At 29.2% G+C, this 15,628-nt stretch carries 18 protein-coding genes; 14 read left to right on the top strand and 4 right to left on the bottom strand.

The genetic code is table 11. The features are described 5' to 3' along the window. From Q0935_RS08575 to Q0935_RS08565, 3 genes are all read left to right on the top strand, one after another. The coding region (locus tag Q0935_RS08575; protein WP_299384638.1) for a hypothetical protein at positions 1 to 211 on the top strand (211 nt) is incomplete at its 5' end. 91 nt (positions 212 to 302) lie between these two features. Then, positions 303 to 2,318: a sensor histidine kinase gene (locus tag Q0935_RS08570; protein ID WP_299250584.1), complete on the top strand. Its 2,016-nt coding sequence runs from the start codon at positions 303 to 305 to the stop codon at positions 2,316 to 2,318. A 17-nt stretch (positions 2,319 to 2,335) separates the two neighbouring features. Further along, a complete protein-coding gene (locus tag Q0935_RS08565; RefSeq protein ID WP_299250586.1) occupies positions 2,336 to 3,016 on the top strand; it encodes a response regulator transcription factor in 681 nt (226 codons plus the stop codon). 268 nt (positions 3,017 to 3,284) lie between these two features. Here the strand turns inward: Q0935_RS08565 and Q0935_RS08560 are convergent, their stop codons facing one another. Continuing rightward, a complete protein-coding gene (locus Q0935_RS08560; protein ID WP_299250588.1) occupies positions 3,285 to 3,782 on the bottom strand; it encodes a DUF456 domain-containing protein in 498 nt (165 codons plus the stop codon). Between the two features lie 146 nt (positions 3,783 to 3,928). Here Q0935_RS08560 and Q0935_RS08555 point away from each other — a divergent pair, with 146 nt between their 5' ends. The 4 genes from Q0935_RS08555 to Q0935_RS08540 all read left to right on the top strand — a co-directional run bounded on the left by Q0935_RS08555 (position 3,929) and on the right by Q0935_RS08540 (position 7,659). Then, positions 3,929 to 4,294 carry a BlaI/MecI/CopY family transcriptional regulator gene (locus tag Q0935_RS08555; protein ID WP_299250590.1) on the top strand — a complete coding sequence of 122 codons (366 nt, stop codon included), beginning with the start codon at positions 3,929 to 3,931 and terminating at the stop codon, positions 4,292 to 4,294. Positions 4,295 to 4,298: 4 nt separating this feature from the next. Then, complete coding sequence (locus tag Q0935_RS08550; RefSeq protein WP_299384635.1) at positions 4,299 to 5,864, top strand: M56 family metallopeptidase; 1,566 nt, start codon at positions 4,299 to 4,301, stop codon at positions 5,862 to 5,864. Beyond that, positions 5,861 to 7,006: a tetratricopeptide repeat protein gene (locus Q0935_RS08545; RefSeq protein WP_299384632.1), complete on the top strand. Its 1,146-nt coding sequence runs from the start codon at positions 5,861 to 5,863 to the stop codon at positions 7,004 to 7,006. Before Q0935_RS08550 ends, Q0935_RS08545 begins: the two co-directional genes overlap by 4 nt. A gap of 176 nt (positions 7,007 to 7,182) precedes the next feature. Then, a complete protein-coding gene (locus tag Q0935_RS08540) occupies positions 7,183 to 7,659 on the top strand; it encodes a hypothetical protein (protein ID WP_299384627.1) in 477 nt (158 codons plus the stop codon). Positions 7,660 to 7,839: 180 nt separating this feature from the next. Here Q0935_RS08540 and Q0935_RS08535 read toward each other — a convergent pair whose 3' ends face one another. The 3 genes from Q0935_RS08535 to Q0935_RS08525 are packed head-to-tail and all read right to left on the bottom strand — an operon-like array spanning position 7,840 to position 10,746. Further along, positions 7,840 to 8,715 carry a hypothetical protein gene (locus tag Q0935_RS08535; RefSeq protein WP_299384625.1) on the bottom strand — a complete coding sequence of 292 codons (876 nt, stop codon included), beginning with the start codon at positions 8,713 to 8,715 and terminating at the stop codon, positions 7,840 to 7,842. Between the two features lie 55 nt (positions 8,716 to 8,770). Further along, positions 8,771 to 9,916, bottom strand: a complete 1,146-nt coding sequence (locus Q0935_RS08530; RefSeq protein ID WP_299384622.1) for a glycosyltransferase — start codon at positions 9,914 to 9,916, stop codon at positions 8,771 to 8,773. Continuing rightward, entirely contained in the window at positions 9,913 to 10,746 is an 834-nt protein-coding gene (locus Q0935_RS08525) for a hypothetical protein (protein ID WP_367275020.1), read from the bottom strand. The genes Q0935_RS08530 and Q0935_RS08525 overlap by 4 nt, the downstream gene beginning before the upstream one ends. Positions 10,747 to 10,931: 185 nt before the next feature. On the opposite strand from Q0935_RS08525, the gene Q0935_RS08520 reads away from it, so the two are divergent. The 7 genes from Q0935_RS08520 to Q0935_RS08490 all read left to right on the top strand — a co-directional run bounded on the left by Q0935_RS08520 (position 10,932) and on the right by Q0935_RS08490 (position 15,372). Next, positions 10,932 to 11,558: an outer membrane beta-barrel protein gene (locus Q0935_RS08520; protein ID WP_299384616.1), complete on the top strand. Its 627-nt coding sequence runs from the start codon at positions 10,932 to 10,934 to the stop codon at positions 11,556 to 11,558. Beyond that, positions 11,559 to 12,113, top strand: coding sequence for a crossover junction endodeoxyribonuclease RuvC (gene ruvC, locus Q0935_RS08515; protein ID WP_299384612.1), 555 nt, complete (start codon positions 11,559 to 11,561; stop codon positions 12,111 to 12,113). Positions 12,114 to 12,217: 104 nt separating this feature from the next. Then, the gene (gene hemW / locus Q0935_RS08510; protein ID WP_299384609.1) at positions 12,218 to 13,351 is read left to right on the top strand and encodes a radical SAM family heme chaperone HemW; all 1,134 of its coding nucleotides are present in this window, start codon (positions 12,218 to 12,220) and stop codon (positions 13,349 to 13,351) included. Further along, positions 13,348 to 14,094, top strand: a complete 747-nt coding sequence (locus Q0935_RS08505; RefSeq protein ID WP_299384605.1) for a cyclase family protein — start codon at positions 13,348 to 13,350, stop codon at positions 14,092 to 14,094. Before hemW ends, Q0935_RS08505 begins: the two co-directional genes overlap by 4 nt. Next, positions 14,094 to 14,705 carry a DUF4230 domain-containing protein gene (locus Q0935_RS08500; RefSeq protein ID WP_299384601.1) on the top strand — a complete coding sequence of 204 codons (612 nt, stop codon included), beginning with the start codon at positions 14,094 to 14,096 and terminating at the stop codon, positions 14,703 to 14,705. Before Q0935_RS08505 ends, Q0935_RS08500 begins: the two co-directional genes overlap by 1 nt. 136 nt (positions 14,706 to 14,841) lie before the next feature. After that, the gene (locus Q0935_RS08495) at positions 14,842 to 14,970 is read left to right on the top strand and encodes a hypothetical protein (RefSeq protein WP_299250616.1); all 129 of its coding nucleotides are present in this window, start codon (positions 14,842 to 14,844) and stop codon (positions 14,968 to 14,970) included. A gap of 24 nt (positions 14,971 to 14,994) precedes the next feature. Beyond that, positions 14,995 to 15,372 (top strand): MmcQ/YjbR family DNA-binding protein, encoded by a 378-nt coding sequence (locus Q0935_RS08490; RefSeq protein ID WP_299384599.1) that lies wholly within the window; start codon positions 14,995 to 14,997, stop codon positions 15,370 to 15,372. Positions 15,373 to 15,628 lie beyond the last annotated feature (256 nt).

Raw genomic sequence — 15,628 nt, 5'->3', positions numbered from 1 at the left:
CATTAATAGCAACATAAAACAAACTAACATGAAAACCCTTAAACTAACATTAATCGCACTTTTTTCAATAGGATTACTAACTGCAGTATTACCATCTAACGATACAGATACAGTTACAGAAACAGTAAATCACGAATTATCTAAGCCAAGTGTTGACTTAACAGCATTTATTGAGATAAGAGGAAAAAGAAAAGTGCCATCTCAAGGTTAAACTTTACACTTTTAGGTTTCAATATGGATACGTATTTAAAACAAATTTTTATTTTTTTTAGTTTAAATTTGATAAAATCAAAGCATAAACCTTGAAACAACTCTTTATTTTAATTTGTATTTTTTCATTCTATTTTTCTTTTGCTCAAAAGGAGAAATCGAATATTGAATTAGACTCTATATATGCTTATAGGGAATATTCTAAAAACACAAATTCATCTTTTAACAAGCGTATTGTATATGCTAAAAAAGCCATAGAACGCTCTAAAAACTATGGAGAAGATTCAACTATAATTAAAAGCCAAAAGGCTTTATCTTCAATTTATTTGAATCAATTAAATACCGAAAAACTTAAGTCGGTAAATTTTGAAATTATAAAAATAGCTAGCAAAATTAAAGATTCTGCTGCTCTAGCAAATGCAAATTTTATTTTAGGTTACGCTTATGATGAAGAATCTAAGCAAGATAGCGCCTATTTTTATTATTCGAAAGCGGTAAAGCAATACGAAGCTTTAGGGGATACTAAAGATTATATTAATGTATTGTCTAATATGAGCTATATTCAGCAGTCTGAGAGAGATTATATTGGTGCCGAAATTAATACAGTAAGAGCATTAAAAACGTTAGAGAAGCTACCTAATAATGAAGAAAACAATTTTGCTAAATGGGATAAGTATAATTTACTGGGTATAATTTCTGGCGAGCTTAAAAACTTTGATAAAGCACTAGAGTACTATAATCTCTCTATAAGTGTTTTGGAAGACGAACCTAATGCTTATTATTATATTTTATATTCTAAAAATAATATTGGATCAATTTATAGAAGAAAAGGAGATTACCCAAGTGCTATTAAAATTTTTAATACTCTCCTTGAGGATGATAGCTTATACGCTAACGATCCTGAATCTTATGCTAATATAAAAGCAAACTTAGCTTATTCTAAATTCTTAAATAATGATTTTGTTTCAGAAGAAATAGGAGAGATGTTTAGTGAAGCGTTTAAAATATCCAGCGTCATGGAAGACGAAATAGGCATTATGGGAACTAGTACTTATTATGCTGAATTCTTAAAAGAAATAGATCAAGTAGATTCAGCTAAAAAATATGTTAATCTGGCTTATAAAATTGCAAAAAATACTAAAACAAATAGTTTTGTTTTTAAAACATTAATAACAAAATCTGAACTTGAAAAAGACTCATCTGATATTTTCTTAAACAAGTACATAAAATTAAACGATAGTTTAATAACAGCAGAGCGTTCTATGAGAAACAAATTTGCAAGAATAGATTACGAGACAGATGTAATAATACAAGAGAAAGAAGCCATTTCAAAACAGAATCTTTGGTTAGTAATTACTTCAATAGTACTCTTGCTTTCTATATTGCTTTTATATATTATTAAAACACAACGAGAAAAAAATAAAGAGCTTGAGCTTGCGCAGCAGCAACAAGAGGCTAATGAAGAGATATATAATCTTATGTTATCTCAACAAGATAAAATGGATGAGGCTAGAGCTGTAGAAAAAAAGAGGATATCTCAAGAAATACACGATGGAATTTTAGGTAGATTGTTTGGTACCAGGCTTAGTTTAGATAGTCTTAACATGGTTAATACAAAAGAGGCTATTATTAGTAGAGAAAATTACATTAAAGATTTAATGGAAATAGAGAAGGATATTCGTAAAGTTTCTCATGATTTAAATACCGATTTTATTTCGCATGCTAGTTTCTCAGATATGATTAATACACTAGTTGAAACACAATGCACAGCCTATGGTTTAGATTACAAAACTAAAATGAACCATGATATAAAATGGGAGAACTTAACTAATAAAACTAAAATACATATTTATAGAATTATACAAGAATCGCTTCAAAATATTTACAAACATGCAAAAGCAAAACTTGTAAACATAATAGTGCAACAAGAAGATAATTTAATATCTTTATCCATAATAGATGATGGTGTTGGTTACGATAGCTCTAAACAAAAAGAAGGTATAGGCTTAAAAAATATCAAATCTAGAGTGAGTGCCATTGGAGGAAAACAGAAAATAAATACTCAAATTAATAAAGGCACAACAATAAATATAGAAATCCCAATTTAAGATAGAACACATTTAAAATGTCGGAAAAAACTATTAAGATATTAATGACTGATGATCATCCTATGATTATTGAAGGTTACCGTAATACTTTGTTAGCAACAAAAAAAGAGTCTCAAAATTTAACTATTGATTTTGCTACAAATTGCGAAGAATCCATAGATTTAATAAATAAATCGATTGCTCTTGGAGAGCTTTATACTGTTTATTTTTTTGATATTAGTATACCTCCTTCTAAGGATGGTAGATTTAAATCTGGTGAGGATTTAGCAATGTATGTTAGAGAAAAGTCTCCTAAATCTAAAATAGTTATGCTAACTATGTTTAATGAGTCTTACCGTATACATAGTATTATAAACAACATTAACCCAGAAGGATTTTTAATTAAAAGTGATTTAACATCAAGAGAACTTGCTAGTGCTTTTCAAGCAGTACTAAATAATCCTCCTTTTTATAGTGGTACAGTAAACCAAATAATTAAAAAAACAAGATTTAGTAATTTAGAAGTTGGAGAGGCAAATCATCGTATTTTGTATCTAATCTCTAGAGGAATTAAAAATAAAGATATTGCCAAGGAAATGAATCTTTCTTTAAGCAGTATAGAGAAGAAAAAGAAACAATTAAAAGAAATTTTTAGTATTGAAGAAGGAGACGAAAAATCACTTATTGAGAAAGCTAGAGGTTATGGTTTTATAGACTAAATACAGTTTTTTCTTACGATATTGTTAATTTTTTTAAAAATCAAGATTATTTTAAAATCTTTCAAAAGACCGTTTTTATTACTGTTTTGAGAGATTTTAATTTATTGATTACGGTAAAAACCGTAATCATATAATTTTATTTTACTTAAATTTATTCTATCAACAATCATACATGACTGAATTCGTAATTCAATTAGGATTTAGTTGGTAATAGCACATTTACACAAAACCTTGCTTTTTCTTTATGAAATAGCAAGGTTTCTTCTTATTAAAAAATAATGCTTTTATAATCCCAAAAGAGTTTAATAAATAAGCCAAAGTATATTATAGCAACAATAAACTTTATAAAAGTTCCTGTTATAAAACCTAAAAAAGAGCCAAAAGCAGCCTTTAAAGCTGTTTTAGAATCAGCTTTATTAGATAACTCACCTATAAGAGCACCTACAAAAGGCCCAATAATTATACCTCCAGGAATAGGAGCTAGAATACCAACAATAAGTCCAATAGTTGTACCTATCATTCCTGCTTTAGTTCCTCCAAATCTTTTTGCACCTATTGCTGGTATAATATAATCTAAAGCAAAAACTAGAAGAGCTATAACAAGTGTTATACTTAAAAAGGTCCAATTATTTGGTATTGCATCTGTAAGATAGAGTAGTAGTAAACCAACCCAACTTAGGGGTGGTCCAGGTAATATTGGTAGAAAACTACCAATAAGCCCAATAATCATGAAAAGTAAACCAAGAATGGTTAAAAATATATCCATAGTAATGTTTTATTATAAGACGATAAAAATGAATAAAAGTTACATTTATAACTAAAAAATTAGTTTAAACTAAAAAAATAGTTATATTTGAACTAAGGATTTAGTTTAAAAGTGTTGAATTCTAATTTAAAATACATCAAATAAAGATGAAACAACTTACAAAAGCAGAAGAAGATATCATGCAAGTACTATGGCAATTAAAAAAAGCCAATGTAAAACAAATAATAGAAAAGTTGCCAGAACCAAAGCCAGCTTACAATACGGTATCTACTATTGTTAGAATTTTAGAAAGCAAAGGTTTTGTAGATTATGAAAAGAAAGGAAAAGGGCATATTTATTTTCCTTTACTAGAGAAGCAAGACTACAGTAACCAGTCTATTAATAAACTGGTAGATAATTATTTTCAGGGTTCTTTTAAAAGTATGGTTTCGTTTTTTATGAAAAAAAACGACATCAATTTAAACGACCTAGAATCGGTTTTAAAGGAAATAGATAAGGATACTAAAAAATAAAACTATGCTACATTATATTTTACAAACTATCGTGTTTCAGTTACTATTTTTAATGGTTTACGATGTGTTTTTAAGGAAAGAAACCTTCTTTAATTGGAACAGGTTTTACTTACTGGTTTCCGCTTTTTTATCAATTGTATTACCTTTTGTAAAAGTAGATAGTTTTAAAACTGTAATACCAGAAAGATTCATTTATACTTTACCAGAAGTTATTTTAGGAAAAAGTACTACAACTGCAATCGCTGGTCAAGAGTTGTTAAGCGATGTAAGTACTGTTAATAGTTTTTATTTTAGTTGGTCTTATATTATATATTTTGGTTGTGTAATCGCATTAGTATTATTCGCTATCAAGCTTTATAGGTTAATAGCAATTGCTTGTAAAAATCCAAAAGTTAAGTTTGAGAAGGCTATTTTAATTGAATTGGTTAATAGTAAACACGCATTTTCGTTTTTCAATTATATATTTCTAGGAAAAGATATAAATGTAGAAGACAAGCAAACTATTTTAAATCATGAGTTGCAACACGTTAAAGAGAAGCACAGCATCGATTTATTGTTTTTCGAAATCTTAAAAATCTTGTTCTGGTTTAATCCTCTAATTTACATGTATCAAAAAAGGATAGCCAATTTACATGAGTTTATAGCAGATTCTAAAGCTGTAAAATCGAGTTGTAAAGCTAGCTATTATCAAAATTTGTTATCGCAAGTTTTCGATACTCAAAAGGTGTCATTCATCAATCCATTTTTTAAACAATCATTAATCAAAAAACGAATCATTATGTTAAGCAAATCAAAATCAAATCAAATTCATTTAACAAAGTATTTACTATTGTTTCCAATGGTAATTGGGATGTTGTTTTATACCTCTTGTTCAGAGAAAACAGAATCTGAGAGTGAAATTAGTAATTTAGAACAATACTCTTATTCATTAAAACTAGATGAAGAGATGTCTGATGATGTAAAAATTACACATCAAAAGTATGAGTCTTTTTTGAAAGAAAATAAAGACTATGTAAGCTGGTCGGTAATAGATAAAGAAGCAGGAGTAATTTCTTATAGTGTTCATGCTAAGGCTGAAAAAAGACCAATAGGTATGCATGAAATAAGAGTAAATTCTACAGACGGTGCTAGTTATATATCATATTTTAATTTTGATGGTTTAAAAACGGAAAAAGAAGAATATATTGAAACAGCACTTATAGATGATGAATCACTCAGTTTTGCAACTATCAATCAAGTACCGGTTTATCCTGGCTGTGATACTTTTTTATCTAACAAAGATCAAAGAAAATGTTTTAGTGAAAATGTAAATAAATTAGTAAGACAGAACTTTAATTTAGATCTAGGTAAAAAACTTGGCTTAACAGGTAAGGTGAGAATTTACGCTAGGTTTATTATTGATAAAGAAGGTAATATTGAAACGATTAAAACAAGAGCTCCACATCCAGAATTAGAAAAAGAGGCTAGAAGGATAGTGAAGTTAATACCTCAAGTTAAAGCAGGACAACATGAAGGAGATCTTGTAAAGGTTGCTTTCGATTTGCCGATTACATTTAATATTCAAGAATGATTAGAATCTTTATAATAGCATTAATACTAATAACGTTTAAAACCGAAGCTCAATCTTCGGTTTTAAACGTTTCGGACAGTTTAATGGCTAATGGTAATTTTTCTAAAGCTATAGTATTACTTGAAAATAGTAATATAGAAAACACATCATATAAATTAGCAAAAGCATATAACGCTATTGGTAACTACGATAAAGCTATTTTAAACTTTAAAAATGCAATAGAAAACAGTCCAGAAAACACGTTGTTACAATACGAGTATGGAAAACTATTAAGCAAAGTAAAAAACAATGTAGAGGCTGTTATTATATTTAATAATCTAAAAGTAACAGATAGCACAAACCCAAATTATTATTACGAATTAGGTGTTGTTTTAGAGCGTTTAAAAAAAACAAAAGAAGCTCAAGGTAATTTTGAAGCTACTTATAAGTTAGATAAAACGCATCAAAAAGCAATATATAAATTAGCAAAGCACAGTCTTAAAAGTAAAGCTTTCGAAAGGCTTGATACTTTAATTACAGTGGGTTTAAATAGTTATCCAAAAAATGCAGCTTTAACAAATTTAAAAGCACAAAGCTTGTACTTGTTGCAAGATTATACAAAGGCAATTGTTTGGTTCGAAAAACTATTAGAGTTAGGTGAAAGAAGCCAGTTCATTTTTGAGAAATTAAGCTTCGCTTATCGTAAAGATTTAGAGTACAAAAAGGCGATAGAAAACATGGAACAAGCGTTACTTTTCAATCCTAAAAATGCTGAGAATCTATACCGATTAGGATGTTTGTACCAGTTGGTTAAAGATTATAAAAATGCCGAAAAGTATATAAAACGTTCACTCGAAATTCTTGATGTGTCTTTGGATGCCGAATATAGGAAACTGGCAACAGTTTATAATCGTTTAGAAAAACCACAGGTAGCAGTTAAATATTTTAAAAAGGCACTTAAAGAAAATCCAGATGATGAGTTTGCTAAATTTTACCTTGTAACAACAAAAGCAAGTTACTATAAAGACATGCAAAGTAAGATTGAGTTGTTCGATGTTTATATTAAAAACAACCCGGAAAGTATATTTGTGGAATATGCAAAAAGAGAAAGATTAAAACTAAAACAAGAAGCGTTTTTAGATGTTGAAGAACCTAAAAATTAGCTTAAGTATTCTTGCTAATTGAGACGCTGTATTTTAGGTATTTTTTGTAGTAGATAAATGTTGATTAACCTAAGTATATATAAACCGAAGGCATAAGTTTTCGGTTTTTTTATTTTTAAGATAATATATTGTACTTTTCGGTTTTATATCAATCTAAATTGGTGTTAATTAAAGCCATGCAAAAACTATTTGTTTTTTTATTAATTATATGCGCAACCTCTTGCGAGTATTTTAATGCAAAAAAAATAACATCTGAAACTATTTATAATGAAGAATTAAAAATGGTTAATTGGAATGCTGTAGATACCTATCCTACCTTTTCTGTTTGCGATACTTTTGAAACAAAGAACGAAAAGAAAACGTGTTTCGAAAATACATTATCAGAACACATTACTTCAAGCTTACAAAATGAAATAATTATAGTTTCTCAGGATATTGATGATACTGTTGTATTGGAGTTTCAAATTTCCGAACGAGGAGAAATTACAATCAAGCATATTAATTTAAACGCCGTTACAGCGTTAGAAATACCTGAAATTGAAAACATGATAGCAAGTAGTCTAAATACTTTGCCTCAGGTTTTTCCAGCAATAAAACGCAATCAGCCAGTAAAAACAGAGTTTAAATTACCTATTGTTATTGCAGTAAATTAAGTTGGAGTAACTAAATTTTATTAGCTTCTAAATCTTAGTTTACGACTAACCACATAGGGTTAATTTAGATTTTAAATTTTACTTTTATAACTACGTTAATAGCCTTAGTTTTTTTCTGTAAACCTAAATTGTTTTACTAAAAACAGCTTAAAATTAAGATAAGTTTTTTTTAATAAAACGCTATAAATTAAATTTATATCCAATGGCAAAATCAACTGGGAAGTTGTCTTGGGTATCTAAAAAAGCAGCGACAATAGAGTCGTAAATAACAGTCAAGTATCCTTTTCCTAATTTAATATCAGCACCTAAACCAAATATAAATGGCGCATCGAATGCTGTAGAGCTATCTTCTAATGTTATAAAAGCAGTCGCATCACTAGGATCTACAATTGTAGATGTTACTTTAGAGCTTGTATATGTTGCAAACTTAGTTTGCGCATAGATATTAAATTTCGCTTTACTAATAAAACGATAACGATATCCTAAAGCAATTTGCGTAGCCGAATATTGAAAATCATCACTCTCTGTAGTGTGTCTCACATTTAAAAATGCTGCATGTCTAGAGTCTGTATTGTCCGAAACTGCTTCCAGTTCTGTCCCAAAAAGCGCTGTGTTTTTGTTGTTTGGATTTTTATTAAACGGACTGTTAGTAATTCCTCCAAAAACACCTAATCGTAATTTTACTTTAGATTTAGGGTTGCTTGAAACGTAGTTAGAATCTGTAGAACTATTGTATTTATCAATAAAAGATTTAAGACTATAAGTTGTTAGGTTTACTCTAGAAACCTCCATAGAGGTTAAGTCTGCTAATACCTTTTTATATTCTTCTTGATATTTGTTATCTGTATTTTTAGTGTTTTTAAGTTCTGTAATACTGTCATCTTCAGTTTTTATAAAATAGCGATATCTCTCGTTTACTGTATTCCAAAGTAAATCTAAAGTCCCTTCCGTTTCGGTCTTAAGTTCTAAGGTTTCATTTCCAACAGTATAGGTTTGTTGTGCAAAGGTCCAGGTGCTAGATGCTAGAAAGGTGAATAACAAGATGAATTTTTTCATAATATAATAGATTTGGTTCTTAGGGTAAATGTATTAATTTTAACGGACTTATATATTACTTACTGAAACTTCTATCTTTCCATTTATACTTAGTAAATAAAGATATAAAGGCAATATAAACACTAAAGAAAGGATATAAGATGCTAGAAAATATAAAACTTGATAATTGGCCTTCTTGTTTAAAAAAACTAGCAGTTTTAAAAAGAAGTAAAAAATCAACTAGACTTTTTATTATAAAAATATAAAGTAATGGTTTAAGTTGAAGTAGTCCAAATAATACAAAAGTAAAACTACTAACTAAAGCCGCATTCATTAATAGAACAATTAAACCAACTACTTTACCAAAAACAGAATTGTAACTAGATGTTTTTGCAGCCCAACGTTTACGTTGTGAAATTAAAGCATGAATATTGGGTTGCGCTTTGGTTTTTACAATAGCAGATTTAGATTTTAAAAATTGAACAACACTTTTGTTACTTTTAATTGCTTTTTGAAGCAGAAAAATATCGTCTCCACTTGCAATTTCATCATTACCATCAAAACCATTAAGGTCTAAAAACAACTCTTTTTTATAGGCTAAATTTGCACCATTACATAAAAACGGTTTGCCTATACCAAAACCACCAATGGTTGCGCCAATTAGACTTAAAAAATCGAGTAGTTGAAATCGTTTTAAAAATGAATTTATTTTGTGGTAAGTAACAGGAGCAACAATCATTTTTGGTTGTTTTTTCTGAATGAAACAATCTAAAGTATCTAACCAGAATTTTGGTAATACACAATCTGCATCTGTAGTAACAATCCAATCGTGTTTAGCTATTTTTATAGCCGAAGTAATTGCATCTTTCTTTGGTGACTTTGAAACTCTTACGTTATTAATTATTTTAATGTCAGTTCGAGTGAAATTCTCATTTAAAAATTTTTTATCGAGAACCTTTGAAATAATCTCAACTGAATCATCACTAGAGTCATCATCTACAAAAATAAATTCGTAATGTGATTTAAGATATTTTAGCTCACTAATTGAAGCCAGTAGTTCTGGTAAATTTTCAGCTTCATTTCTAAACGGAATAATTATCGAAAATTTTGTTTTTGCTTTAATGTCTTCAACTTTAAAATCTTCAACTTTATCAAAGCCAAAAGCAAGTGCTAGAATTAGCAATAAGTATAAAACCGTTATAATTATTAATAGAAAAATCATAATGACTTATTTTGTTTTTCAAAGTTAAAATTGAGCACATAATAGCTTCCTAAAAGACTTGGTAGCACAAAATTAAATAACCACATTATAGTAATAATACATAAAATAATAACTTCGTTTACTTCAGTAAAAGAAAATAAATATACAGCAACACTACCTTTTACCACAACATCTAATATAAAAATAGATGGTATAACCGAAGCTAATAAATACATAGATGTTATAATTGCCATTGCATCTATGTAGTTTAATTCTACTGCAAAAAGTTGTAATAAAAAGTAAAACTGAAAGGAAAAAACGAAGTAGCGTAATACTGAAATCATAAAAGTAAACACACTAATGTTTAATGGTAATGCTTTTATAAATTGTTTTAATTTTTCAACAGAAAAACCTTTTATTGTGTGCCTTTTTTGTTTTATAACAAATAACAATAAACCCAAAACAGTTAAAATAATAACCAAGAGTTTAGTTACTCTATATGTGTTAATTTCAATAGGATAATACCGCGTAAATAAAAATAAACCAATCGCTCCAAAAATAACAGTAACAGCCATTTGCATTACATTACCAATTAAGTTTAAAAGTAAAATGCGTTTTCTGTATTGCTTGGTAAAATAGATGGCTTTTGCTCCATATTCACCAATACGATTAGGTGTTAAAAGAGATGCCGTAAGCGAACTTAAACTTTGTTTTAAAGCATGATAAAAAGTAATATTTTTAATAAAAGACGTTAGTTTTTGCCATTTTAGTATTTCTAAAAACCAATTAAAAGTGCTTAAGAATAATAGAAAAGTGATGTTTTTTAACGAAAAAACGTTATTTTCTTTCAAAGTAATAATAAATTCAGAAAAATGTAAGGCACTATTATTTGCTAATTTGTTGTAAATAAAATAAAAAGCACCTACAACAATGCTTAATTTAATAAGTACAAAAAAGAATTGTTTAGTTTTGTATGATAAAGCGATGTGCAAAGCGTTATGGAATAGTGCATGCAAATTAAACCAAATATTACAGAATGGAGTCCAAATTTAATTACTATTGTCTTTTAGCCTTATTTTTAGTGAGTGCTTTCGGCTTTTCTCAGCAAGAAGAAAGCAAGTGGAAAGCTTTAATTGCCTTTGGTGTAAATAGCCCATCGCAATCGGGTTTGTTAGAACCATTTGAAGCAAAAGGTGTCAATTTTCCAACTATTAATTTAGGTGTCCAGCACATGTTTAAGCCACAAATGGGAGTTAAGGTCGATTTTGGTTATAATCGTTTTTCTAATACAGATAATTCACCAGATTTTAAAATTAATTACACTAGAATAAATGCTCAGTTTGTTTACGATACTTCTAAGGTTTTCTTTTTTTTACCCGAAGAAATGAGTTTGGTATTTCATGCAGGTCCAGGTTACACCATGATAAAACCATTAGATATTTATAGAGAAAACACAAACTCTTATTTAAATGCAATGGCAGGTGTAGAATTGCATTATGGTATTTCTAGAGCAGTTTCTTTATTTATAGATGGCTCTTATATTATGGGCTTTGCAAAAGATTTTGATCCAGTAATAGAAGGCGCAGGAAGTTTTAATGGTAATATGTTAACAGTAACCGTTGGCGCTTCAATTTCTTTAAGTGGTTGTAGAACTTGTAATTAAATGGCTGAAGAAAAAATAATTTTAGGTATCGATCCAGGAACTACAATTATGGGTTTCGGACTCATAAAAGTGGTGAATAAAAAAATGCATTTTCTGCAACTTAATGAACTCGATTTAAAAAAGTACGACGACCATTATCTTAAGCTTAAGCTCATTTTCGAACGTACCATCGAGCTAATAGATACACATCATCCAGACGAAATAGCTATTGAAGCACCTTTTTTTGGTAAAAACGTACAGAGTATGTTAAAACTAGGTCGTGCTCAAGGTGTTGCTATGGCAGCAGGTTTGTCGCGAGAGGTTTCAATTACAGAATATGCGCCAAAGAAAATTAAAATGGCAATTACAGGAAATGGTAATGCAAGTAAAGAACAAGTAGCTAAAATGCTGCAAAGTATACTTGGACTTAAAACCATACCTAAAAACTTAGATTCTATGGATGGTTTAGCAGCAGCAGTTTGCCATTTTTATAATCAAGGTCGTGTTGAGATTGGTAAAAGTTATTCTGGTTGGGCAAGTTTTGTTAAACAAAATGAGAAGCGAGTTAAGAAGTAATTTTGTCATTCCTGCGAAGGCAGGATCCACTTTATAGTATTGATATAGAATACATATTATTTGCATTATTTGTTTCAGCAACTATTACAGAATCTAAAAATTAAATGTCCGGAATATATATACACATACCGTTCTGCAAGCAAGCTTGCCATTATTGCGACTTTCATTTTTCTACCTCATTGAAAAAGAAAGATGAACTTATTGACGCTTTAATTTCAGAAATAGAAATTAGAAAAAATGAGTTTGAAAGTACTACTGTAGAAACCATTTATTTTGGAGGAGGAACGCCATCGCTTTTAACTTCAGAAGAAATAAAAAGAATAATAGATTCGGTTTACAACAACTACAGCGTTTCAGAAGATCCAGAAATAACGTTAGAAGCGAATCCAGACGATTTAAGTAACAAACGAATAATAGAATTGTTTAAGAGTCCTGTTAATAGATTATCAATAGGTATTCAATCTTTTCATGAAAAAGATTTAAAACTCATGAATCGTGCGCATAATATGCAAGAAGCAATACAGTGTTTAGAAGAGGCGACTAAGTATTTTAATAATATTTCACTAGATTTAATTTATGGTATTCCTAATACTACAAATAAAGAGTGGGAAGAAAATATAGACATTGCTTTAGGTTTTGGTGTAAATCATATTTCTAGTTATGCACTTACTGTAGAGCCAAAAACAGCTTTGGCTTCTTTTATAGAAAAAGGTATTATCGATAATGTAGACGATGCTTTGGCGCAAGAACAATTTCATATTTTAGTAGATAAATTAGAATCTCAAAATTTTGTACATTACGAATTGTCTAACTTTGGAAAACCTGGTTTTTTTAGTAGAAATAATTCGGCATACTGGCAAGGTAAAAAGTATATAGGTATTGGGCCTTCGGCACATTCTTTTAATGGAAAAGAACGTGGTTGGAATGTAAGAAATAATACAAAATATATAAAAGCGATTCAAAATAGCGAGGTGCCAATTGAAACTGAAACACTTACAAAAACCGATCAATATAACGAGTATGTTATGACGGGCTTAAGAACTGTTTGGGGTGTATCAATTAAAAAAGTTAAAACAGATTTTGGCATTACTTTTGAAACCTATATGATGCAACAAGCACAGAAACATATTACTGAAGATTTGTTGTATATTGAGGGTAATAAACTAAAAGTGACTAAAAAAGGAAAATTTTTAAGCGATGGAATTGCTAGTGACTTATTTAAAATAAATTTAGATTGATAACAACAATACAAATAAAATCGAAAAAAATAAAAATAGACTTATCAAAACCGCTAGATATTTCTATGCCATTACGAGCTTCAATTAAAAATGCTAATGCATGGTATATCGATGAGCCTAAAATAGAGCCTGTAAAGATTAAGGAGTGGGTTGCAAGTGTAAAAGAAGGCGCAGATATTAATTTTAATAACATCTCATTTAATCCGCATGCACATGGTACACATACCGAAAGTGTTGGGCACATAACCGAGAAATTGCACAGCATTAATAAATGCTTAAAACGTTTTATGTTTATGGCTGAGGTTATTACTGTAGCTCCAGAAGTAATTGGCGAGGATAAAGTAATATCTAAAGCTCAAATACAATATTTATTAAAAAGAAAACTGCCCGAAGCACTTGTAATACGTACAATGCCAAATACAAAAGATAAAAAATCTAGGCAATACTCGCATACAAATTGGCCATATCTTACAGAAGAAGCCGCACATTATATTAGACAAAAAGGCATTTTACATTTGTTAATAGATTTGCCAAGTGTAGATAAGGAAAAAGACGAAGGTCAATTATTGGCGCACAAAGCCTTTTGGGATTTTAATGGAAAAATAAGAAAAGAAGCTACAATTACAGAGTTTATTTACGTGCCTAATAAAGTAGAAGATGGAAGTTATATGCTAAATCTTCAAATAGCACCTTTCGAGAACGATGCTACACCTAGTAAACCTGTTTTATACAAGATAGAGTAATGGAAATAATTTTTGCAATCATATTTGGCGTATTGTCAGCTTTAGGTGTTTCAACTTATGTAAAGCATATTCAAGGAAAAAAACTAGCACAAACACAATCTGTTGTTCTTTTAGATAAGATTAAAAAAGTGTGTAAAATTATTAGCGTAGAAGGCGATTTTGCAGAAATCTATCATTACGAAGATGTAAAAGAACGATTCTTAAAGCTAGTGTCAAGTAGAAAGAAAGCATTGGTAATTATAGATGCTAAAGCACATGTAGGTTTCGATTTATCTAAAATAGTTATGGATGCTAATCCAGAAGCAAAAATGGTGACTTTAAAACATTTTCCGCAAGCGGAAATACTCTCTATAGAAACAAATTTAAAGTATTACGATAAGCAAGATGGTATGTTTAATAAGTTTCAGGCAAGCGATTTAACAGATTTGCATAACGAAGCTAAGCTTCACATTAGAGATAAGGTACCACAAAGTGGTTTGTTTCAAATAGCACAAAACGAAGCTTTAGATTCTATATTTATTATTGAAGGTTTAGTGCAAACTATTGGATGGAAATTGGATTATTCTGCATTAGAAATTAAGAGCGAAGTTATTCCAGAATTGAAAAATTAGTATGAATACAGGGAATTACTGTGCTGGTAATCGATAATATTAGCTCTTTATCGATTATTTTTATGTAAGGGTATGATAATCTTATAGTTAGTTGTTATTAATATAACTTTACTACTAATTATAAGCCCTATATCAAATGAACAAATTTTTACTTTACATTAACGAGGTTTTAGAAAGTTTAGATATTCTTACAACTACAAATGTTAAGAACATTAAATCATCTACAAAAAGATATTCAAAAGATAATTATCTAGAAGAGAAATAAGTTTTTTTCTTGTAAATTTATTACATGAATATTGAACAAGTCCGAGAGTATTGTCTTGATAAACCGCATACAGAAGAAACTTTTCCATTCGACCAAAACACGCTGGTGTTTAAAGTAGCTGGAAAAATGTTTGCATTAGCTCCTTTAGATAAATGGGAGCAAGGTTTGGCTTCTTTAAACCTAAAAGCCGATCCAGATTATTCTCTAGAGCTAAGGGCAGAATACGAAAGTATTGAGCCAGGTTGGCACATGAGCAAAAAACACTGGAATTCTATTTACATATATAAAGGTGAATTACAACCCAAATTTATTATGGCATTAATAGATCATTCTTATAATATGGTAGTAAAAGGTATGACTAAAAAAATGCGTGTACTGCTTGGGTTAAAACAACTTATCTAAGCTTTCGTGTTATTTATCGACATAAAACCTATAGTCTAAAGAATAAAAAGAAGTTAAGGAGTTTATACTATTAATTTTGAACCATAATTAATTAATAACCTCCTCAAACATGAACCTTCTTAATAGTAGTATTCTTTCCAAAATATTTAGAATTAATACCAATTCCTTAGTAAAAAAGACTGGTAATAAACAGCAAGAAAAGCAAAGACTAAAAGCAAAAGATTGTAAACATTTACATGCTTGTTTAAAGCAGCTA

The organism is uncultured Lacinutrix sp. (assembly GCF_947500605.1).
Classification (GTDB): domain Bacteria; phylum Bacteroidota; class Bacteroidia; order Flavobacteriales; family Flavobacteriaceae; genus Lacinutrix.
This window is presented reverse-complemented; position numbering and strand designations above follow the sequence as displayed.

What these genes read in the sequence shown, in the direction of transcription:
- Q0935_RS08565 (WP_299250586.1), top strand. Translation starts at nt 2,336, where the DNA reads ATGTCGGAAAAAACTATTAAGATATTAATGACTGATGATCATCCTATG.
- Q0935_RS08560 (WP_299250588.1), bottom strand. Translation starts at nt 3,782, where the DNA reads ATGGATATATTTTTAACCATTCTTGGTTTACTTTTCATGATTATTGGG.
- Q0935_RS08555 (WP_299250590.1), top strand. Translation starts at nt 3,929, where the DNA reads ATGAAACAACTTACAAAAGCAGAAGAAGATATCATGCAAGTACTATGG.
- Q0935_RS08550 (WP_299384635.1), top strand. Translation starts at nt 4,299, where the DNA reads ATGCTACATTATATTTTACAAACTATCGTGTTTCAGTTACTATTTTTA.
- Q0935_RS08545 (WP_299384632.1), top strand. Translation starts at nt 5,861, where the DNA reads ATGATTAGAATCTTTATAATAGCATTAATACTAATAACGTTTAAAACC.
- Q0935_RS08540 (WP_299384627.1), top strand. Translation starts at nt 7,183, where the DNA reads ATGCAAAAACTATTTGTTTTTTTATTAATTATATGCGCAACCTCTTGC.
- Q0935_RS08535 (WP_299384625.1), bottom strand. Translation starts at nt 8,715, where the DNA reads ATGAAAAAATTCATCTTGTTATTCACCTTTCTAGCATCTAGCACCTGG.
- Q0935_RS08530 (WP_299384622.1), bottom strand. Translation starts at nt 9,916, where the DNA reads ATGATTTTTCTATTAATAATTATAACGGTTTTATACTTATTGCTAATT.
- Q0935_RS08520 (WP_299384616.1), top strand. Translation starts at nt 10,932, where the DNA reads ATGGAGTCCAAATTTAATTACTATTGTCTTTTAGCCTTATTTTTAGTG.
- ruvC (WP_299384612.1), top strand. Translation starts at nt 11,559, where the DNA reads ATGGCTGAAGAAAAAATAATTTTAGGTATCGATCCAGGAACTACAATT.
- hemW (WP_299384609.1), top strand. Translation starts at nt 12,218, where the DNA reads ATGTCCGGAATATATATACACATACCGTTCTGCAAGCAAGCTTGCCAT.
- Q0935_RS08500 (WP_299384601.1), top strand. Translation starts at nt 14,094, where the DNA reads ATGGAAATAATTTTTGCAATCATATTTGGCGTATTGTCAGCTTTAGGT.
- Q0935_RS08495 (WP_299250616.1), top strand. Translation starts at nt 14,842, where the DNA reads ATGAACAAATTTTTACTTTACATTAACGAGGTTTTAGAAAGTTTAGAT.
- Q0935_RS08490 (WP_299384599.1), top strand. Translation starts at nt 14,995, where the DNA reads ATGAATATTGAACAAGTCCGAGAGTATTGTCTTGATAAACCGCATACA.